Consider the following 19,909-nt stretch of genomic DNA (forward strand, 5'->3'; position numbering starts at 1 on the left):
GTCGTGAACGCGGAGCGACACCCGTCAGCGGACGTCGACTGAGGAGTCGCACCTCGGGCCCGCCGTCAGTTCGATCGCTCGAGGACTCCCGCGGTCGGCTTCGGAACGCCCCACCCGCGGAGCGATTTGGGTCCCCAGACGATCACGAGACAGACCGCGACGAGCACCGTTCCGAGGTGGACGACGGGATACATCTCGCTCGCGAATCCCATCGTCTCGCCGGTCAGATTGCCGACGAAGTGGAGACCGATCACCGCGAGGACGCTTCGCCGAGTGTTGTTGTACACCCACGTCCCGACGATCGCGGTGAGGACGATACTCGGGAGCCACCACCACAGTTCCGGCTGGAACGTCGTCTCGTCGTAGTAGCCGACCATGTAGACCAGCGGCACGTGCCACGCCGCCCAGACGACTCCGAGGATCAGACTCGCCGCGAGCGCGCTCCAGCGCGCCTGCAGCTGATCGAACCAGTAGCCGCGCAGCCCGATCTCTTCGACTACGGGAAAGACGAGCGCAACGGCCAGTAGCAGGGCGAGGGATCCCGGCTCGAGGAGTCGCCGCGGCTCGGCGATCTCGAGCGGAGAAGACGTGTACCCGATCGCGATCGCGACCGCAGCCGCCACCAGAGTGAACGTCGGGTACAGCAGCGCGATTACCAGCCACCAGCGGCGCCGAATACGGTCGGTTTCGGTCAGTCGACGCCGAAGGTCGCGGTAGCCGTCCCGACCGCTCGTCAGCCACAGCAGGGAGAGCCCCGCCACCAGCGGGCTCGAGCCGCCCACGAGGAGGAAGGCGACGTTCGGGAACGTCCAGACGGAGTCGCCCGAGAGCACGATCGGGAGCCACCAGAGGTACGCCCAGCCGAGGTAGCAAATGGGGAACCCCCACGGTGCGAGGCGACGCCCGAAAGCTGGGATGCGGCTCCTCGGTCGTCGTTCTCTCGGATTCACGTTCCCCATTCGCGGAGCCGACGGATGGACCTGTCGCGGCTCGTGGCAGCCGCGAGCCGTTCTCGAGAGCGGACAGATACGCCGTCGTGTCAGTGCAGTCGTCGTGCAAAACCGGTTTACGTCGCTCGCCGTAGCCAGCCCACCCGATGCGAACCGCTCTCTTGACCGATCCGATCGGTGTCCCACGACGGAACCGAACCCCATCTCAACGGCCCCGACCCGCTTCGAGGAGCGTCTCTCGCTCGCCGATCCGTTTTCAGGGAACCGGTGCGGGTGCGGACGTCGGACGCTGCTGGGGATTCTCGCCGCTGTCGGCGGAACGGTCGCTCTCGGAGGGTGTACCGAGCCGGCAGCCGTTCACGACGCGTGAGGCGGCGTCGAGGAGATCGTCCTCGAGGGCGACGTCGACGGATGGCGGGGCCTCGAGCCCGACGCTATCGCCGGCGAGTGGAGTCCAACGCTCGTCCTCTACGAGGGCCGGGAGTACGGGATCACCGTCAGAAACGGTAACGGCGAATCGCACGCCATCGTACTCCGTGACGGTGACGGAGCGATCACCGAGCGACATCTGACGGAGTCGATCGAAACGCGAGGGGAGACACGAACGCTTCGGGTTCGGGCGGACTTGGGACTCGCCGAATACGCCTGCGGGGCTCACCCCGACCCGATGGCTGGCAGGATCGAGGTTCGTACGGAGAACGATACCGACGTCGACCACGACGAATAGCTGGGTCTCGACTCGCCTCCCTGCTGGCAGCGCGGACCGCAGCGCTCGTCGTGGGGCGCTCGAAGCGGCTGTAGTCCGATTTTCCAGTCGGGACGTAAATTACGCAGGTACATATGTAATCAGAACGGGGAATTCTCCCTCGAGAGACGGTGACTGCGGCCAACTGGACGAGCGATCGAACGGCCGGACTCGAGAGCCAAGCGGGTTCGGTTGGCACTCGTCTCGAGAACGGCTCCCAGTCCCGATATTATCACGTCGTGGGAACTCTTGCGGGAGACTTTACGCCCACCGCCCGTCGTAGAACCAACTGATCATGAGTGAGTGTCCGATCCTCGACGAGAACGGGATCGTGTACCGGACCTGCGAGGCGGACGGGGTCCTTCGCGTGCTCGCCAGCGCGCGTCGTCGGGAGATCGTCTCAGAGCTGGAGGCGTCCGACGAGAACTGGATTACGGTCGACGAACTGGCTCGAGCCATCTCCGCGACAGGTGACGAAACGGACGACGACGGGTGGGCGGGAGAGCTGCACCACGTCCATCTACCGATGCTCCGAGATATCGGTCTCGTCGACTACGACCGCCACGGGAGGACGGTTCGCTACTACCGCTGTGACCTCGTCTCGAGCGTGCTCGAGGCGGTCGATTCGGAGGTCCCGTCGGCTCGGTAGCGACCGAACCCCACTGTCAGCCGGGGACGCGTATCCCGTAGCCGATCCTCACCACCCGGGGATCGTGGGTGGGTTTTTGGTAGTAGTCCGTGACTAGGCGCATATGTCAGTCGACGAACTGCGGGAGTACGGATTGGTCGAAATGGACGACAGTGAGATTCGAAACTTCCTCTCGACCCGGAAGACGGGTGTTCTCGGGCTTCCCAACGAAGGTGCACCTTACCTCCTTCCGCTGTCGTTCGGCTACGACGGCGACTCTCGCCTGTACTTTACGTACCTCCTCGGTTCGAACAGCCGAAAGGAAGCGCTAACCGAACGGGCCGAGAGCGCGAGCTTTCTGGCGTTCTCGATCGACACGGCGTACAGCTGGGAGAGCGTCCTCCTGTCGGGACGGATCTCCACCGTCTCGGAATCGTCGTGGGACGAACTCGAGGACGTTCTGGCCGACGCGTGGCGGCCGAGCCTCCTCGAGTCGGCGTCACACTCCGGGAAGGTCGCCGTCTACGAGTTCCGGGTCGACGAGCAGACGGGGATCAAACACCAGGGGCTCCCGCCCGCCTTCGAGCCGGCGGACGAGTAGCGATCGACGGCTCTCGCGCTTCCGTCGCGAGCCGACGAGCCCCGACCGATTCGCTCCCCGACGCTCGAGCGGAAGTCGACCGGCCGATCGCAGTCGTCGCGCTCCTTCTGTCAGGAGGTCTGGTGTTACTTATTTGAGTCCCTCCGGTGTGGAGTCCGACGCCGATGTACGACACGATTCTCGTGCCGACCGACGGAAGCGAGCCGGCCGACCGGGCGGTGGAGCACGCGCTCACGCTCGCGGATCGATACGGCGCGGATATCCACGCCCTGTACTGCGTCGAAACCCACCGGTATGGCGAACCCGCGCTGAGCAGCACCGAACTCGTCCTCGACGACCTCGAGGACCGCGGCGCGGCGATGCTCGAGGGGGTCGGCGATCGGGCGGCCAACGCTGGCGTCGAGTGTCGCTGGACCGTCTGTCACGGCCGCCCCTGGGAGGAGGCCCGCGAGAAGGCGGCGGAACTCGACGCCGACCTGATCGTGATCGGCTACCAGGGCCAGAGTCACACGCGGACGGATCGGATCGGGAGCGTCGCCGAGCGGATCGTCCGAACCGCCGACCGACCGGTGTTGACGGTCTGATCCCGCGGAGTTTCGACGCGGCGGCAAACTGGCCGGATGGGGCCCGCCGTCCCCGCAACTGATACCAGCACGGTCGTCGTACCGAGACCGACGAGATGCACGCTCCATCGCTCCCGGATCGGTCGATCGAGGCGTACGCCGAGGTCACCCCCGGCGATCGGCTCGAGCGGCTCCGAGCGCTCGCCGAGACGCTGGACGGCGTCAGGGTGCTCCACGTCAGCTCGACGTCGACCGGCGGCGGCGTCGCGGAGCTTCTCCGGTCGATCGTCCCGGTGTGTGTCGATCTCGGCGTCGACACCGACTGGCTCGTCATGGACGCCGACGACGAGTTCTTCGAGGTGACGAAGGCGCTCCACAACGGGCTTCAGGGGAGCGGGACCGAGCTGACCGAGGCGATGAAGGCGACCTATCGTGCGGTAACCGAGCGAAACGCGACCGAGATCGAGGGCGAGTACGACGTCGTCGTGCTCCACGACCCCCAGCCCCTCGGGACGATCGATCGGCTCGAGGAGGCGATGCCGAACGCGACGTTCGTCTGGCGCTGCCACGTCGATCTCACCGCTCCCGCCGAGGAGCACCTCGCGTTTGTTTCCGAGTACGCAAAGCGGGTCGATCACGCGGTCTTCAGCCGGGCGGCGTACGGCGGCTCGATCGACGTTCCGGGAGCGAGCGTCGTCCATCCCTCGATCGATCCGCTCTCCGAGAAGAACCGGTCGCTCGAGGAGGCGACGGTCGCCGCCGAACGCGATCGGCTCGAGCCCCTCTCGTTCGACGCTCCGGTCGTCGCGCAGGTCTCCCGGTTCGACCCGTGGAAGGACCAGTTCGGGACGCTCGAGGCGTCCCGCCGAGCCCGCGAGGCGGTGCCGGACCTCCAGCTAGCGCTCGTCGGTGGGATGGCCGGCGACGATCCGGAGGGAGCGGAGCTGTACGAGCGGGTCGCCGAGGAGGCGGCCGCCGACCCGGACGTCCACGTGTTGACCGATCTCCCGGACACGACGGTGAACGTCCTGCAACGGGAGTCCGACGTCGTCGTCCAGAAGTCGCTTCGTGAGGGGTTCTGGCTGGTCGTCTCGGAGGCGCTCTGGAAGCGCACGCCCGTCGTCGGGTCGAACGTCGGCGGCATCCCACTACAGGTCGAGGACGGTCACGACGGTTACCTCGTCGAGCCGAACGACGTTCCGGGCGTTACCGACGGCGTCGTCGCGCTGCTCGAGGACGAGCGCCTGCGAACGAGCTTCGGTGCGAACGGCCGAGACCGCGTCCGCGAACGTTTCTTGCTTCCTCGCCAGCTCGCGGACCTCCTCGGTGTCCTCGCGACGGTGCTGGATCTCGAGTGCTGACGGAGACGCTGACGACCACGCCACGGGCGAAACACGGCGCTGACGGCTGCCGATCCGCTCAGTACCGATCGAAGTACCGGTCCTGTACCTTCACGAAGACGGCCATCAGCAGGGCGAAGACGACCGCCGCGACCGCGATCTGTGCCCAGTGGACGAGCGCGAGCGGTTCGACGTCGAACAGGAGCTGCCCGGTCGGCGTGTAGAGCACGAGCAGCTGCAGCGCCATCGCAACGCCGACGGCGAGCACGAGCCACCGGTTCGAGCCGATCCCGAGACCGTACCGGAACCGGATCGCCTGGATGCGAACGATTTCGAAGACGACGAAACCGGTAAACACCATCGTCTGGGCGAGCTCGCGGCCGACGTCGTAGTCGGGACTCCAGCCCAGCAGCGCTCCGGTGACGTCGTACCCCGGGATCAGCTCGCCGTAGAAGTTCAGCGTGAACAGCGGGAGCAAACAGACCGTCATGAACAGCGCGATACCGACGATCGAGGTCACGATCCGATCCGTGATGACGCCCTCGTCCGGCGGTCGCGGCTCCCGTTCCATGATGTCGTCGGCCGCCGGGTCGACGCCCATCGTCAGCGCCGGAATGCCGTCGGTGACGACGTTGATCCAGAGCACTTGGATCGGCGTAATCACGAGGCCAAGACCCGCGAGCGTCCCCGTGAAGATCATCGTCACCTCGCCGCCGTTGCCGGAAAGCAGGTAGTTGACGAACTTGCGGACGTTGTCGAAGATGCGTCGGCCGCCCCGCACCGCATCACGGATCGTCGCGAAGTTGTCGTCCAGCAGGACGATGTCGGAGGCCTGCTCGGTCACGTCGGTGCCGCGGATCCCCATGGCGACGCCGACGTCGGCGTTTTTGACCGCGGGCGCGTCGTTGACGCCGTCGCCGGTCATCGCCACCGTGTGGCCCTTCGCCTGAAGCGTCTGAAGGATTCGGGTCTTGTGTTCGGGGGATGTGCGTGCGAAGATGTCGACGTCTTCGACGACGGCCGCAAGCTCCTCGTCGCTCATCTCCTCGAGCTCGGGACCCGTGATCACCGTCGCCGAGCGAAGCCCGATCTCCTCGCCGACCGCCCGCGCGGTGACGGCGTTGTCGCCGGTGATCATGACGATGTCGATGCCGGCGTCGAGACAGCCTGCGAGCGCGTCCGGGACCTCGGGGCGGGGTGGGTCGAGCATTCCCTGCAGACCCAGAAAGACCATCCCTCGCTCGAGGTCCTCGTCGGGATTCTCGGCCTGTGCGTCGGGAACCGCTGGTCGGTAGGCAAAGCCCATTACCCGAAGCGCGTCCTCGCCGAACGATTCTGTCCGTGCCTCGAGCTCCCGACGACGCTCGTCGGTCAGCTCGACGACCTCTCCGCCGACGAGTTCGCGGTTACAGCGCTCGAGGACGGTTTCGGGAGCGCCTTTCGTGTACGCGGTGATGCCACCGTCGGGCGTCCGATGGACCGTCGTCATCCGCTTTCGCGCGGAGGTAAAGTCGATCTCGCCGATCCGGGGGTACGTCTCCTCGAGCTCCTCGTGGTCGAACCCGGCCTTCTGTGCGGCGACGAACAGCGCGATCTCAGTTGGATCGCCGAGATACGTCCGATCTTCCTCGCTGCGCTGGTCATCGGTCGCGGCTCCACCGTCGTCGTCCCGTTCGCGGGTTCCGACGTCGACGTTGTTACACAGCATTCCACAGCGCAACACCTCGGCCACGCAGTCCTCGTCGACGGGATCGCCGTCCCGGCGGAACTCGCCGTCGGTGCCGTAGCCGGTGCCGGTTACCTCGTAGGTTTCGCGGTTGGTAACGATCCGCTGGACGGTCATCTCCTCCTCGGTGAGCGTCCCCGTCTTGTCCGTACAGATGACGTCGACCGAGCCCAGCGCCTCGACGATCGGCAGTCGGCGAACGAGGGCGTTCTGCTCGGCCATCCGTCGAGCCCCGAGCGCCAGCGAGAGGGTGACGACCGCGGGCAGCCCCTCGGGCACCGCCGAGACCGCGATCCCGACCGCCGTGAGAAACACCTGCAGCGGCGCCGTGTCGCCGACGACGAGTTCGGTGACCGCGATGATCGAGACGATCCCGACGACGCCGACCGCGATGAGCTTCCCCAGCCGATCCATCTCGGCCTGGAACGGCGTGTCGCGGTCCTCGGCCTCCTCGAGCGCGGTCGCGATCTGCCCGATCTCGGACTCCGGACCGGTCTCGACGACGACGGCGGTTCCGGAGCCCCGCTGGACGACAGTGTCCTTGTAGAGAACGTTCTCGCGCTCGGCCAGCGAGGTATCCGTGGCGACCTCGCCGACCGCTTTCGAGACGCCGACGCTCTCGCCCGTCAGCGCCCCCTCGTCGACGCGCAGGTTGGACTCCTCGACGAGTCGGGCGTCCGCGGGAACGATGTCGCCGGCCCCGACGAAGATCACGTCGCCGGGGACGAGGGTCCTCGCGTCGACCTCCCGCTTCTCGCCGCCGCGTCTGACCAGTGCGGACGTCGTCGACAGCTCCTCGAGCGCCCGGATGCTCTGCTCGGCCCGGTAGTCCTGGAGGAAGCCGAAGAGCGTGATGAAGACGACGATACCCGCGATGACGCCGGCGTCGATCAGGTGGCCGACGCCCGCCATCACGATCGCGGCGACGATCAACACCCAGATCAGCGCCGAGGTGTACTGCTCGAGCAGAATCCGGAGCGGAGAGACGCCCGCCCCCGCTTCGATCTCGTTCGGCCCCTCGCGCTCGAGGCGGGCACCTGCTTCCGCCGAGTCCAACCCATCCGGTGAGGTCTCCAGGTCCGCGTAGACGTCCTCGAGCGGCCGCGAGTGCCAGCCGCCGCCAGTGTCCGACCTGGCTCGCTCGTATTGCTCTGACTGTGACACGTGTGGAGTATGACTTTCAGTAGGGTAATGAGTAGTCGCGATCCCCGAAGGTTGGGAATACGAGCCAATCGTCGCGTCCTATTCGGGTTACGGCGGCCGATCAGCCGTCGGCGAGCGACTCGGAGCCAACTGCCGAGGCGGTTCACCGATCACGCGCCTGCTCCCGTCTCCCCACGATATCCGGCAGCAGTTTCCGCTGGGCCGACGCGAGATGTTCCGCGAACGTCGCCCGGTTGATCTCGAGCGCCGCGGCGACCTCGCCGGCCGTGGCGTCCCGCGGTCGCTCGAAGTACCCCATCTCGAGGGCCGTCCGGAGCACCTCGATCTGGCGGTCCGTGAGGACGTCCCGGTCGATACACAGCAGGTTCGACTCGTCTCGGTTAGTCTCGGAGCGAATGAGCCGTTCGACCGAAAGCCCGTCGTACCGCGAGCGAAGCTCCGTGAGCAGGGGCCGGATCTCGTCCATCTCGGCGACGTGAAAGGTGACGAACAGCGCGTCATCGCTCGCCTCGACGTTCGCGATCGGACAGCCGAACCGTTCGATCGAGACGCAGGGACAGTCCCGGTTGGCATCCCGGTCGAACCGGTAGATCTCGCTCGAGGCGTCACTGAACACCGTCTCGACGGGGAGCTCGAGGGTATCAGAACCGTCCGCGTCCGATTCGAGGACGAACTCCTCGACCGTCCGTCCCGTCTCCGGATCGGCAGACCAGGCGATCGATCGCCCGGTCCCGCCGGTCGCCGCGGCGACGTCCACGACCGGACACTCCGCGGGGGACTCGATCCGTAGCTCGACGCGAGCGCCACCTCCCATGCGGTGCGGTACCAGAACACATTATATAAGTGGGGTCCATGAGAGTTCCTGGTTCCGATATCGGACGCTGTAGCCGACGGTCCACGACCCTCTCGCCGTCGATCGCGAGACGCACCGAGTATATAAACCACCACAGCGTTGTGGGGGCGATCGTTTGTCGCCGCGTCACACAGTACCGGCCATGAGCACCGATTCGTCGACGCAGGAACGGAACCCGTTTCGAGCGATTGAACTTCCCGACGGCATCGATCCGATCTCGAAGGGGATCGTTCGTTCGTTCGAGCGGACCGACGGAACGGTGACGGTCGAGGTCGCCGTCGACGGGCTCGGCGACGACCTCGCGGAACGGATCGTCGAGCAGATCCGCGGCGCCGCGCTCGCGGTGCCGGAGACCGAACGCGTCCGCGTGTTGCCGGCGCGCCACGAGGACAAGGACGTCGAGCTTCCCGCCGTCGATCACGTGATCGCCGTCGCGAGCGCGAAAGGCGGCGTCGGGAAGACGACCGTCTCGGTCGCGCTCGCGCGGACGCTGTCGGCCAGGGGGTATGACGTCGGGCTCTTCGACGCGGATATCTACGGACCGAACGTCCCCCATCTCCTCGAGGACGTCGAGGGACCGGTCCTGACGAACGACAGCGGCCAGCCGGTCCCCCTCGAGGGCGAGGACGGACTGCAGGTCCTCAGCCCCGGCGTCGTCGGTGGCGACCCGCCGACGGCCCGCCGCGGCGCGATCGCGTACGGCGCCGTCGAGAACCTGCTCGGCCAGGGTGCCTGGTCCGAGCGGGACGTGCTGATCATCGATATGCCGGCGGGCTCCGACGATGTCGTCGGCGCCGTGGTCGAACACGTCCCGGTCGACGGCGCCGTCTTCGTGACGACGCCGTTCGACGCGAGCGTCGACGACACCCGCCGCACGATCGAGCTGTTCGACGAGCGTGGCGTCGCCGCCGTCGCGGGGGTCGTCAACATGAACAGCTTCGCGTGTGAGTGTTGCGGGGAGCGAAACGTCCTGTTCGAGGACGCCGTCGAACTGGACGTCCCGATCGTCCACGGTGTTCCCTTCGACCGCGAGCTCCAGCGCAACCCCGGGGGTCGCCGCGAGTACGACGCGTTCGACGACCTCGCGGGGACGGTCGGCGAGTTCCTGGAGGCGATCCTCGGCGCCGTCCCAGACGACGCCCTCGAGCTGCGGGGGCTGCCCCGCGAGAGCCAGGTGCGACAGTTGAGCGACGAGCTGGGTGCGATCGCGCCTGGCGATCGCGTCCGAGCCGTCGTCGAGGATCCGGGGGCGGTCGACGACGCGCTTCGGGCCGACGTCGGTCGCGTCCTCGCTACGACCGAGCGCTCGCCGATCGGGGCGACCGGGGCCCTGCTCGAGCTGACGCGGGGCTGATCGTCGCTTACTGCCCGTCGCTCGTTACTCGCGCTCGTGGTTCGCCGTTCGTCACTGCCCCCTGTTTCTATCCCCGTTAAAAACTCCCATAGTGCGGTGGATGTACGCTGTTCGGCGGGGCCGTAAGAGATAGGGATATGCGCACTGATCGCACGACGACCGCGCTCGACGGCACGATCGGCGTTTCGACTCCGACGCCGGCCTCCGGCGGGGTGAACCGACCCGACGTCCTCGTTCCGGATCGGAGGTGGGACGATGGCTAGCGACGAGTTCGATCCTGCGTCGGAGACGCCCCTCGCGGACGGCCCGTCGCGTCGTTCGGTCCTCAAGGCGGGCGCCGTCGCGGCCTCGACCGCGCTCGCGGGCTGTACGCTTCCGGGTGCCGGTGACGACGAGGAGCCGGACGAGCCGTTCAACGTCTTCGAGGAGTACCCGGACCGCGACTGGGAGGAGTTCTACCGCGACATCTGGGCGGTCGACGACACGTTCATGCTGACGTGTACGCCCAACGACACCCACAACTGCTACCTCGAGGCCCAGGTCACCAACGGAACGATCACGCGCCTCCAGCCCTCGATGGGCTACGGCGAGGCGACTGACCTCCAGGGGAACCAGGCGTCCTCGCGCTGGGATCCCCGCGTCTGCCAGAAGGGGCTGGCGATGATCGAACGCTTCTACGGCGATCGCCGCGTCCACGCGCCGATGGTTCGGGAGGGGTTCCTCGAGTGGGTCGAGGACGGCTTCCCCCGCGAGGACGACGGCTCGATGCCCGAGGAGTACGCCCAGCGCGGCGAGGACGGCTGGGAGGAAGTCTCCTTCGAGGAGGCCTACGAACTGGCCGCGGAGACGATCCTCGAGCTCGCCGACCACTACAGCGGCGACGACGGCCAGCAGTCGCTGCTCGAGCAGGGTTACGACGAGCGGGTCGTCGAGGAGACCGGCGGCGCCGGAATTCAGACGATGAAGTTCCGCGGCGGCATGCCGCTGCTGGGCCTGATCCGCCTGATGGGGATGTACCGGGTGGCGAACCAGATGGCGCTGGTCGACCACCACGTTCGGGACGTCGACGAGGACGAGGCGATCGGCGGCGTCGGCCTGGACAACTACTCCTGGCACACGGACCTGCCGCCGGGCCACACCATGGTCACCGGCCAGCAGACCGTCGACTTCGACCTGTCGAACGTCGAGTACGCCGACCACATCGTCCTGATGGGAATGAACTGGATCTGTACGAAGATGGCCGACTCCCACTGGCTGACCGAGGCCCGGATGAAGGGCGCTGACGTCACCGGTGTCTTCACCGATTACGCCGCCACGGCGACGAAGTGCGACGAGGTGATCACCGTCAGGAACGGGACCGACACGGCGCTGTTGCTCGGCGCTGCCCGGCAGATCATCGAGGAAGACATGTACGACGCCGAGTTCGTCCGCCAGCACACCGACCTGCCGCTGTTGGTGCGGATGGACGAGGGTCGACTACTGCGCGCAAGCGAGGTGATCGAGGGCTACGAGCCCGCGGAGCTGGAGAAGACCGTGGTCGTCGAGGACGACGAGGAGCGTCCGAGTGAGGGCGTGACCGATATCTGGGAGAACGTCCTCACTGAGGACCTGCGGACCGACTGGGGTGACTTCGTCGTTCGCGACGAGGAGGCTGAGGAGTACGTGGCGGTCAGCCGCGACGAAGTCGGCGAGGACTTCGACGTTCCCGCGAGTCTGGAGGGCCCCTTCGAGGTCGAGACCGTCGACAGCGCGAATCAGGATGATTCGCTGGCAGCCGGCGAAGCCGGCGACGGCGAGACGATCGAGGTTCGTACCGTCTTCGACCTGATCGCCGAACACCTCGCCGACACGTGGGACGCCGAGACCGTCGCGGACGTCACCGGCACGGATCCCGACGCAGTCGAGAGTCTGGCCGAGGCGTTCGGGACGAGCCACGAGTCGGCGCTGCTGTTGACCGGGATGGGGCCGAACCACTACACCAACCAGGACCTGTTCGGTCGCGCCTCGTTCCTGTTGACGTCGCTGACGCGCAACGTCGGCCACTTCGGCGGCAACGTCGGTAGCTACGCCGGGAACTACCGTGGGGCCTACTTCAACGGCCGAACCCAGTGGATCAACGAGGACCCGTTCGACCCCGAACTCGACCCCGACGAGCCAGCCAGCGAGGACGAACGCCAGACCTCCCAATCGACCCACTGGTACTCCCACGGCGATCGGCCGCTGAAGTTCGACGACGAGGGCGAGTACGATCCGGAGGACGGCGAGTACTACATGGGCGACTCGCACATGTTTACGCCGACGAAGTTCCTCTGGACGGCCGGCTCGAACTCGATTCTGGGCAACGCGAAAGGCGCCTACGACATTATCCAGAACATGCTACGGACGGGAGCTATCGAGGCCGTCTTCACCAACGAGTGGTGGTGGACGAAGACCTGCGAGTACTCCGATATCGTCTTCCCGGTCGACTCGTGGGCCGAACACCACGTCCACGACATTACGGCCTCGGTGACGAACCCGTTCGTGATGACGATGCCCGAGACGGGCCTCGAGGAGCGGATCTACAACACCCGGAACGACGCCCAGATCTACGCGGGCGTCGCGGCGGCGCTGGCCGAATCCACCGGCGACGACCGGTTCGAGGACTACTGGACGTTCATCGACGAGGACGACCACCAGGCGCGCCCGTACCTCCAGCGCATCGTCGACAACTCGAACACCGTCGCCGGCTACGATGTCGACGAGATGCTCGAGGAGGCCGAGAACGGCGTTCCGAAACTCATCATGACCGGGACCTACCCCAAATTCAAGGGTGGCCGACAGATTCAGGGGGACGACCCCTGGTACACGAAGACCGGTCGCCTCGAGTTCTTCCGTGAGGAGGGCCACTTCGCTGACGCCGGTGAGAACATCCCGGTCTTCCGGGAGGTGATGGACGGGACGCCCAACGAGCCGAACGTCCTCGTCGACGACGGCGATCACCCGCTGATCGACCCGGAAACGCCCGAGGACCGCGGCTGGGATCCCGACCAGCTCGACGGCGACCTCCGTCAGGTGCGCAACGTCGTGATGGGGGCCGAGGAGTTCCTCGAGTCCGAGCATCCGCTAATGGAGCTAGACGAGGGGTACCGCTACAACTACATGACGCCGAAGTACCGCCACGGCGCCCACACGTTCGCCAACGCCCTGCCGAACATCGCGGTCTGGTGGGGCAACTTCGGCGACTTCGACCGCGAGGACGAACGGCGTCCGTACGTCGGCGAGGGATACGTCGAGATGAACCCCGCCGACGCCCAGGAAGAGGGCCTCGAGGACGGCGACTACGTCTGGATCGATGCCGATCCCGAGGACCGCCCGTACCGCGGATGGGACGAGGACGACGACGATTACCAGGTTGCGCGGGCGATGATGCGCGTTCGCTACCAGCCAGCGTTGCCCTCGGGGATCGTCAAGAGCTGGATGAACCTCAACGAGGCCACTCACGGCAGCGCCGACGGGCACGAGGCACGCGATGACGGCGAGGCGCGAAACGAAGAAACCGACTACGTCTCGCTGTACCGGTACGGCGGTCACCAGAGCGCGACCCGGACGTGGTTCCGGCCGACGCTGCTGACCGACGACATGGCCCGGAAGAACTACGGCGGACAGAACGTCGAGACCGGCTACGCCGCGGACGTCCACTGCGCCAACGGCGCCCCGAAGGAGGCGTTCGTCAGGGTCGAACACGCCGAGGACGGCGGCCTCGAGGGCGAGGGACTCTGGCGGGTCGCCGAGATGGGGCTGCGACCCGGCTACGAGGACGACGCGATGGAACAGTACCTGGACGGCGACTTTATCGACACCGGAGGTGAATGATCGTGCCACAAGTAGACAACTGGCAGCTGAACCGCGAGGTCGAGTTCCCCTACGAGGAGGCCCGCCCCGAGCGACAGTGGGCGGCCATGTTCGACCTGAACAAGTGCATCGAGTGTCAGACCTGCACCCTGGCCTGCAAGACGACCTGGACCCACGAGGAGGGCCAGGAACACATGTTCTGGAACAACGTCGAAACCAAACCCTACGGCGGCCACCCTGTCGGCTGGGACAAGCGGACCCTCGAGGATATGGGTGCGATGGAGTGGGACGGCGACACCTACGAGGGTGACACCATCTTCGAGACCGAGGACGTCGACTGGGACGATCCCGACACCCACCCGACCGAGGAGAACATCAACGACGATGTCGCCGGCTTCATGCCGGACATCCAGGACGACTGGCGCTACCCCAACCTCGGCGAGGACGAGAGCGCGGGCGAGGGGATGGAACCGGACATGCACTTCGACGACGACACGCACCCGATCTGGTTCTTCTACCTTCCACGGATCTGTAACCACTGCACGTACGCCGGCTGCGCCGGCGGCTGTCCCGTGCAGGCGATTTACAAGCGCCCCGAGGACGGCGTCGTCCTGATCGACCGCGAGGAGTGCGAGGCGCGGCTGGTTTGCAACGAGACCTGCCCGTACAAGAAGGCCCAGTTCAATCCGGCCGAGAACATCTCCCAGAAGTGCGTCGGCTGCTACCCGAAGACCGAGGACGGACGGGCGCCGCAGTGTTTCGAGACCTGTCTCGGGAAGATCCGGCTCCACGGCTACATCAACACGCCCGAAGAGGCCGACGACAGCGATCCGATGGAGGAGCCGACGAACCCGATGGACTTCCTCGTCCACCGGAAGGAGATCGCCCTGCCGCTGTACCCGCAGTTCGGCCTCGAACCAAACGTCTACTACATCCCGCCGACGACGGCACCGATCGACTACCTCGAGCAGCTGTTCGGGCCCGGCGTCGAGGACGCCTTCGAGACGTACCGCGGGATCGGTGACGGCGACGAACCGGCCCTCGAGGGGTTGTTGAACCTGATGGGTAGTACCGAGTGGTCGCTCACCGAGTTCGAGGTCGACGGCGACGAGGCGATCGGCTACTACGAGGGCGACGAGGTCGGTCGGGTCCCGATCACGGAGCCACAGGCCGAACGCGACCGCGTCGAAGAGGTCGACGGACAGGAAGTCTACCGACTGGACATCACCTGATCATGAGCGAGTTTACCATTCTCGGCGGCCCGCCGAGCGAACGATCGAACCGCACGGACGACCACGATGCGGAGCCGGAACCGACCCGGGAGCTGCCCCCGGGCGATCCCGAGACGGCGACCGCCCGCGGACGGCTGTACTCGTTGCTGGCGCTCGGGTTCGCGCGTCCCGACGACGATTTCGAGCGACTGCTCGAGAACGGGGAGTACGCCGCGGGGCTCGTCGACGCCGCGACGGCAGTCGACGGCGCCGTCGCGGACGCGGCGACGGCCGTCGAACCCCCGGCGGATACCGACCAGGTCACCCGACAGTGGGCGTCGCTGTTCGGCGTCGAGGAGGGACGATCGGTCTCGCCGTACGAACTGACCTACCTTCCGGGGCCGCTGCTGACAACCGTTCGCCAGCTCGCCGACATCAGGGGGTTTTACGACGCCTTCGGGCTCGACGTCGGTGAGGCGATGCCGTACCGCGGCGACCACGTCTGTTACCTGACGGAGTTTCTCGGCCACTGCTGTCTCCGGGAGGCGCGGCTGCGACGGCGCGGCGACGACGAGGGGGTCGCGACCGTCGTCGACGCCCGCGGCTCGTTCCTCGAGGATCACCTCGGGCGGTGGTTCTGGCGGTTCGCGGACGAGGTGAGCGCACGCGACGACGGCTTCTACGCTTCGCTTGCCGACCTGCTCGCGGCACTCGTCGAGGACGAACTCGAGACCCTCTCGCTGGAGCCGGAGTGGGTCCCCGACGATCCCGGGGTGACGGAGTGGAGCGAGGACGTCTTCGGCGACGCGGGACGGGGCTGTGGTGGCTGCGGCGCTGACGCTGCGGGACTCGACGAGCCGACCCCGGGATCGCAGCCGAACGCGTCGAGCGGTGACGCGTCGCTCGAGTAGCGACGGCCGCCCCTCGAGCACGAATATCGGGAGCGCTGATCCGCCAACATCGCCGCCATCGGAGGACGTTCCCCATCGTACTGTGGTTTCGAAAATATGCGTTCCGTTACCATAGATACGCCCGAAAGCATGGGCTCCGACAGAACCCGGTACGAGTTCGAGTGTTCGCACTGCAGCGAGCAGACCGTGGTCGACGCGCCGGTCCAGGACCAGCTGCTCGGAAGGGGCTGTATCTTCTGTGGCCGGGACGTCTCGGAACGGGATTTCGTCCGCGAGCGGTGACTCTCGTCGCTCGCGGATCGCAGCGACTCCCCCCGTCGCGATCGGACAGATCCTGGCTCAGCTCGCGAACCGTCCGCCCACGAGGTAGAGGTAGCCGAGCGAACCGGCCAGCGAGAGCGCGATTCCGACGGTTCGGACGGTTCCGAGCTGGCCGACGATACCCAGCCCCTGTATCGCCGCGCCGACGGCCAGCAGGCCGATCGTCGCCGCGACGCCCCGCTCGTTCGCGCCGGGAACACGCGCCCCGGTGACGGGGAAGAACTGGAAAGCGTAGCCGACGATCGTCAGCGGAAAGAACCCGTCAAGAACGAGCGTCCAGTGCAGCGCCGTCGCGTCCGCGATTCCCGCGACCTCGTTCACATCGACGCTGTGCCGATCGCTCTCACGCACTGTGATGCGACCGTGCCCAAAAAAGCGACCGGGAACGGTTAGCCTGTCGTGCGGTGCTCGCGCCGCGCGGCGAGGAGGTGTCGGACCGCACCGACGGTGAACGCGAGGGCGCCGAGGATCATCGGCGTGTCGCCGAGCGTGCGGGCCCACAGTAGCGTCTGGATATGGTCCTGTTCGTAGAACTCGAGACTGCGGGCCGCGGCGTAGCCGTCCTGGTAGGACGTCTGGAGCTGCAGGAAGCCAAGCGGCAGCAGCGACGCGATGGTCATCACCGCCAGCCCGACGTTCGTCAGCCAGAACGCCCCGCGGAACCAGGCGGGTTCCCACGCCGCCTCGGGGGTGACGACCCGCATGACGTAGGTGCCCAGTCCGAGCGCGAGCAGGCCGAACGCGCCGAAGGTGGCCGCGTGGCCGTGGGCGACGGTCAGGTAGGTGCCGTGCTCGTAGTAGTTGATCACCGGGAGGTTGATGAAGAATCCGAGCACGCCGCCGCCGACGAAGTTCCAGACGCTCGAGCCGATGATGAAGAGCAGCGGTAGCGTGTAGGGGAACGACTCACCCTGGGCTTTCAGCGCGCTGTACTCGCCGAAGCTCTGGTAGAGGATAAACAGCAGCGGGACGAACTCGAGCGTCGAGAACGTCGTCCCGATCGGCACCCAGATGTCGGGGAGGCCGACCCACCAGTAGTGGTGGGAGACGCCGACGATCCCCGCCCCCATGATGGCAAACACCTCGAAGAGGATCGCCTTCTCGGCGTCGCCCTTGTCCAGAAGCTCCATCGAGACCAGCGCGACCGAGACGACGGCCGTGACGAAGAACTCGAAGACGCCCTCGACCCACATGTGGACGACCCACCACCGCCAGAACTCCGTGACGGCGATGTTGGTCTCGGGCGTGTAGAGCATGCTCGCGGCGAACATCAGCGCGATCGAGCCGCCCGCGTAGGTCATGAAGTGACCGAGCCCGGTCGGGGGTTCGTCCATCCGGCGGACGCTTCGCAACACGAGGCCCGTCCAGCTGACGAAGCCGACGAGCAACAGCACCTTCCACAGCCGGCCGACCTCGAGGTACTCCAGTCCCTCGGAGCCGAGCCACCACCAGAGCTCGCTCTCGTCGGGCGAGGCGAACGCTCCCTGTGAGCTGAACCAGACGCCCGCGAACGCGCCGATGGTCGTCGCGACGAGGACGCCGAGCAGCCCGGCCGTGGCCGCGGCCTGCAGGGGCGGGTCGCTGTCGGTGAACAGTCCGGGGAGGAAGAGCCCGCCCGCGAGCCACAGCGCCGTGATCCAGAGGATCGCGAGGTTGATGTGCCAGGTTCGACCGACCGAGAACGGCAATAGGGAGACGATGTCGATCCCCAGGGCGTCGCCGATGCCGTAGAATCCGGTCCGCTCGACGTAGTAGTGGGCGAGCAGCGCGCCGACGAGCGTCTGGGCGACGAATAGCGCGCCGGCGACGGGGACGTACCACGCCGCGGCGTACTGGGTCGGTGTGATCGACACCGAATCCGGCGAGGGGATGTCGACGACCTCGGTCGCGGGCTCGGCGAAGTCGAAGGCGTGGTAGGCCCAGGCCCCCGCGCCGCCGCCCGCGATGAGCAGGACGAGACTGATCGTACTCCAGACGAGCACCTGCCCGGTCGGTCGATTCCCGGTGCCCGGGACATAGGGCCAGTCGTTCGTGTAGGAGTGATCGGAGTTAGGACGGTCGGTGTGGGCCATCCACGCCGTCCAGCACGCGAAGTCGGCGATCCGTTCAGCCTCGTCGGCCGAGTTGACGAACTCCGCCGGGACGCCTCGATCGGGGTCGCCCTCGTAGTAGCGCTCGACGTACTCCTCGCGGATGCGACGGTGGGCGTACGCTGCCGCTTCCGAGTAGCTCGCGAACGGCCCCTCGGGTGCGTCGGTGTCGAACTCCCGCTCGGCCTGCTCTATGACGCCCGCTCGCTCGTCGGGCTCGAGCTCCTCGACGGAGTCGACGCCCCGCTCGTGAGCGTAGTACTCGCGGACGTACTCGGCTTTCAGCTCCAGGGCGTCCGCGGTTAGATCGACCCCGAAGTACGAGCCGTTGCCCAGGATCGAGCCGTGGTTCATCAGGCCGTTGGCCTGGAACGCCTTCTTCCCCAGCCGAATCTGGTCGGCCGTGACGATCGCCTCACCGTCGGGGTCGCGGATCTCCTCGGGGATCGGCGGTGCCTTCTCCCGGGAGACCCACGCACCGATGCTCATCGCGACGAGGTTCGCGATGAACAGCGCGATCAGCGCCTTCGATCCTGCCGACCGCGAACGAAGCGACGCGAGATCGATCCCGCCGGCGTCGGTAGTCGCGAGCGACCCCGAGAACAGCTCGAGGAGTCGCCACCCGAGGAGACCGTCGCCGAACCCGTCGCCGCTCGCTCCCGTCGAGGCCAACATCGGCAACAGCTGGGACAGTGCCTGTCCTTCTCCGAGGTCGTCGGACAGCAGCATCGTCGCCGCCAGCGCCGCCGCGGTCGCCACCGACGCGGTTCCCGTGGGCGTATCCGAGTCGACACCGTTAGCGCCTGACGCGAGGCTCGGCTCCGACGGAGCCGCGGGTCCGGCACCCGTACCCCGAGCGCACTCGGCCGTGTGTCCCGACCCGATTCCCGAACCCTCGAGCTCCGCCGGGAACGCCTCGAGGCCCTGCTCGAGCGCTCGGGCGACCTCGACGGCGTCCCGGTTCAGGACGTCCTCGAGGATTCGGTCCAGCGACCGATCCCCCTCGACATCCAGCGCCGCACAGAACGTCCCGTAGGCGTCCTCGGACGCGTCGGCGACGGCAGCTGCGGGGTCGGCTGGTCCCGTTCCCGCGTTCGACTCCGACGGGGAGCCGTCCGCGTCGGCGAGGCGCTCGAGCAGTTCCTCGGGCTCGAGATCGGCCTCGGGCGCGACCCGGTCGCGGATCGCCGCTAGCGTCTCGTCGTCGAGTCGCGTCGCGTCGAGTCGGTACCGACGCAGGAACGCCTCGAGCGCCCGATCGAGGGTCGCGTCTCGGTCCGTCTCCACCTGTTCGCGCAGCTCCTCGGTGGAGCGACCGACGACGCGGCTGCACGCCTCGTCGGCGACGCGCTCGAGGGCGCGGTCGCGGAACGGTTCGTCGGAGTCGGACCGATCGCGGCGTTCGTCCGCAGCCCGGTCGACGGCGGCCGCGGTCCGCTCGCTGACGGCTCGGCGAGCCTGCGCCGAGGCGGTGGCGACGGCTTCCGTGCCGTCCTCGAGGCGGTCGGCCACCGACTCTAGGCGATCTATACCCCTCGTCCCGGTCAGTAGCGCGTTCGCGAGTTCCATGTGCTATGTGACCATCCGACTGTGCCGTCGTGTTCGAGCCAGTTGTATATTT

16 protein-coding genes are annotated in these 19,909 nt (G+C 67.0%); 10 read left to right on the forward strand and 6 right to left on the reverse strand.

The genetic code is table 11. The annotated features are described in order from the left end of the window. Nucleotides 1-65 precede the first annotated feature (65 nt). Together C491_RS13800 and C491_RS13805 are read right to left on the reverse strand one after the other, a co-directional pair. Nucleotides 66-950 carry a CPBP family intramembrane glutamic endopeptidase gene (locus C491_RS13800; protein ID WP_241431321.1) on the reverse strand — a complete coding sequence of 295 codons (885 nt, stop codon included), beginning with the start codon at nt 948-950 and terminating at the stop codon, nt 66-68. A 256-nt stretch (nt 951-1,206) separates the two neighbouring features. Continuing rightward, on the reverse strand, nt 1,207-1,518 hold the full coding sequence (locus C491_RS13805; protein ID WP_005557322.1) for a hypothetical protein: 312 nt from the start codon (nt 1,516-1,518) through the stop codon (nt 1,207-1,209). Between the two features lie 472 nt (nt 1,519-1,990). Between C491_RS13805 and C491_RS13810 the strand changes: the two genes are divergently transcribed. The 4 genes from C491_RS13810 (at nt 1,991) to C491_RS13825 (ending at nt 4,848) form a co-directional block, all read left to right on the forward strand. Beyond that, entirely contained in the window at nt 1,991-2,344 is a 354-nt protein-coding gene (locus C491_RS13810) for a DUF7344 domain-containing protein (protein ID WP_005557323.1), read from the forward strand. 103 nt (nt 2,345-2,447) lie between these two features. Continuing rightward, entirely contained in the window at nt 2,448-2,924 is a 477-nt protein-coding gene (locus tag C491_RS13815; protein ID WP_005557325.1) for a pyridoxamine 5'-phosphate oxidase family protein, read from the forward strand. A gap of 164 nt (nt 2,925-3,088) precedes the next feature. Beyond that, nucleotides 3,089-3,508 (forward strand): universal stress protein, encoded by a 420-nt coding sequence (locus C491_RS13820; protein ID WP_005557327.1) that lies wholly within the window; start codon nt 3,089-3,091, stop codon nt 3,506-3,508. Between the two features lie 95 nt (nt 3,509-3,603). Further along, nucleotides 3,604-4,848 (forward strand): glycosyltransferase, encoded by a 1,245-nt coding sequence (locus C491_RS13825; protein ID WP_005557329.1) that lies wholly within the window; start codon nt 3,604-3,606, stop codon nt 4,846-4,848. Between the two features lie 58 nt (nt 4,849-4,906). Here C491_RS13825 and C491_RS13830 read toward each other — a convergent pair whose 3' ends face one another. Together C491_RS13830 and C491_RS13835 are read right to left on the reverse strand one after the other, a co-directional pair. Then, nucleotides 4,907-7,717 (reverse strand): cation-translocating P-type ATPase, encoded by a 2,811-nt coding sequence (locus tag C491_RS13830; RefSeq protein WP_049891954.1) that lies wholly within the window; start codon nt 7,715-7,717, stop codon nt 4,907-4,909. Nucleotides 7,718-7,859: 142 nt separating this feature from the next. Continuing rightward, nucleotides 7,860-8,531: a helix-turn-helix domain-containing protein gene (locus C491_RS13835; RefSeq protein ID WP_005557331.1), complete on the reverse strand. Its 672-nt coding sequence runs from the start codon at nt 8,529-8,531 to the stop codon at nt 7,860-7,862. A 181-nt stretch (nt 8,532-8,712) separates the two neighbouring features. Between C491_RS13835 and C491_RS13840 the strand changes: the two genes are divergently transcribed. From C491_RS13840 to C491_RS21750, 6 genes are all read left to right on the forward strand, one after another. After that, entirely contained in the window at nt 8,713-9,924 is a 1,212-nt protein-coding gene (locus tag C491_RS13840) for a P-loop NTPase (protein ID WP_005557332.1), read from the forward strand. 137 nt (nt 9,925-10,061) lie between these two features. After that, nucleotides 10,062-10,187 carry a hypothetical protein gene (locus C491_RS23995; protein ID WP_275040012.1) on the forward strand — a complete coding sequence of 42 codons (126 nt, stop codon included), beginning with the start codon at nt 10,062-10,064 and terminating at the stop codon, nt 10,185-10,187. Continuing rightward, entirely contained in the window at nt 10,180-13,776 is a 3,597-nt protein-coding gene (locus tag C491_RS13845; protein WP_005557333.1) for a molybdopterin-dependent oxidoreductase, read from the forward strand. The genes C491_RS23995 and C491_RS13845 overlap by 8 nt, the downstream gene beginning before the upstream one ends. 2 nt (nt 13,777-13,778) lie before the next feature. Then, nucleotides 13,779-14,987 (forward strand): 4Fe-4S dicluster domain-containing protein, encoded by a 1,209-nt coding sequence (locus C491_RS13850; protein WP_049892067.1) that lies wholly within the window; start codon nt 13,779-13,781, stop codon nt 14,985-14,987. Between the two features lie 2 nt (nt 14,988-14,989). Continuing rightward, nucleotides 14,990-15,877 (forward strand): TorD/DmsD family molecular chaperone, encoded by an 888-nt coding sequence (locus C491_RS13855; protein ID WP_005557335.1) that lies wholly within the window; start codon nt 14,990-14,992, stop codon nt 15,875-15,877. Between the two features lie 96 nt (nt 15,878-15,973). Next, entirely contained in the window at nt 15,974-16,159 is a 186-nt protein-coding gene (locus tag C491_RS21750; protein ID WP_083909330.1) for a DUF7560 family zinc ribbon protein, read from the forward strand. A 57-nt stretch (nt 16,160-16,216) separates the two neighbouring features. Here the strand turns inward: C491_RS21750 and C491_RS13860 are convergent, their stop codons facing one another. Further along, nucleotides 16,217-16,549 carry a hypothetical protein gene (locus C491_RS13860; protein ID WP_005557336.1) on the reverse strand — a complete coding sequence of 111 codons (333 nt, stop codon included), beginning with the start codon at nt 16,547-16,549 and terminating at the stop codon, nt 16,217-16,219. Nucleotides 16,550-16,587: 38 nt separating this feature from the next. Further along, nucleotides 16,588-19,857, reverse strand: a complete 3,270-nt coding sequence (locus tag C491_RS13865; RefSeq protein ID WP_049891957.1) for a nitric-oxide reductase large subunit — start codon at nt 19,855-19,857, stop codon at nt 16,588-16,590. Between the last annotated feature and the right edge of the window lie 52 nt (nt 19,858-19,909).

It is taken from the genome of Natronococcus amylolyticus DSM 10524, assembly GCF_000337675.1.
Classification (GTDB): Archaea; Halobacteriota; Halobacteria; order Halobacteriales; family Natrialbaceae; genus Natronococcus; species Natronococcus amylolyticus.

Coding starts and splice junctions, on each gene's coding strand:
- C491_RS13835 (WP_005557331.1), bottom strand. CDS start 8,531: ATGGGAGGTGGCGCTCGCGTCGAGCTACGGATCGAGTCCCCCGCGGAG.
- C491_RS21750 (WP_083909330.1), top strand. CDS start 15,974: ATGCGTTCCGTTACCATAGATACGCCCGAAAGCATGGGCTCCGACAGA.
- C491_RS13825 (WP_005557329.1), top strand. CDS start 3,604: ATGCACGCTCCATCGCTCCCGGATCGGTCGATCGAGGCGTACGCCGAG.
- C491_RS13845 (WP_005557333.1), top strand. CDS start 10,180: ATGGCTAGCGACGAGTTCGATCCTGCGTCGGAGACGCCCCTCGCGGAC.
- C491_RS13805 (WP_005557322.1), bottom strand. CDS start 1,518: ATGTCGCTCGGTGATCGCTCCGTCACCGTCACGGAGTACGATGGCGTG.
- C491_RS13810 (WP_005557323.1), top strand. CDS start 1,991: ATGAGTGAGTGTCCGATCCTCGACGAGAACGGGATCGTGTACCGGACC.
- C491_RS13820 (WP_005557327.1), top strand. CDS start 3,089: ATGTACGACACGATTCTCGTGCCGACCGACGGAAGCGAGCCGGCCGAC.
- C491_RS13865 (WP_049891957.1), bottom strand. CDS start 19,857: ATGGAACTCGCGAACGCGCTACTGACCGGGACGAGGGGTATAGATCGC.
- C491_RS23995 (WP_275040012.1), top strand. CDS start 10,062: ATGCGCACTGATCGCACGACGACCGCGCTCGACGGCACGATCGGCGTT.
- C491_RS13840 (WP_005557332.1), top strand. CDS start 8,713: ATGAGCACCGATTCGTCGACGCAGGAACGGAACCCGTTTCGAGCGATT.
- C491_RS13815 (WP_005557325.1), top strand. CDS start 2,448: ATGTCAGTCGACGAACTGCGGGAGTACGGATTGGTCGAAATGGACGAC.
- C491_RS13855 (WP_005557335.1), top strand. CDS start 14,990: ATGAGCGAGTTTACCATTCTCGGCGGCCCGCCGAGCGAACGATCGAAC.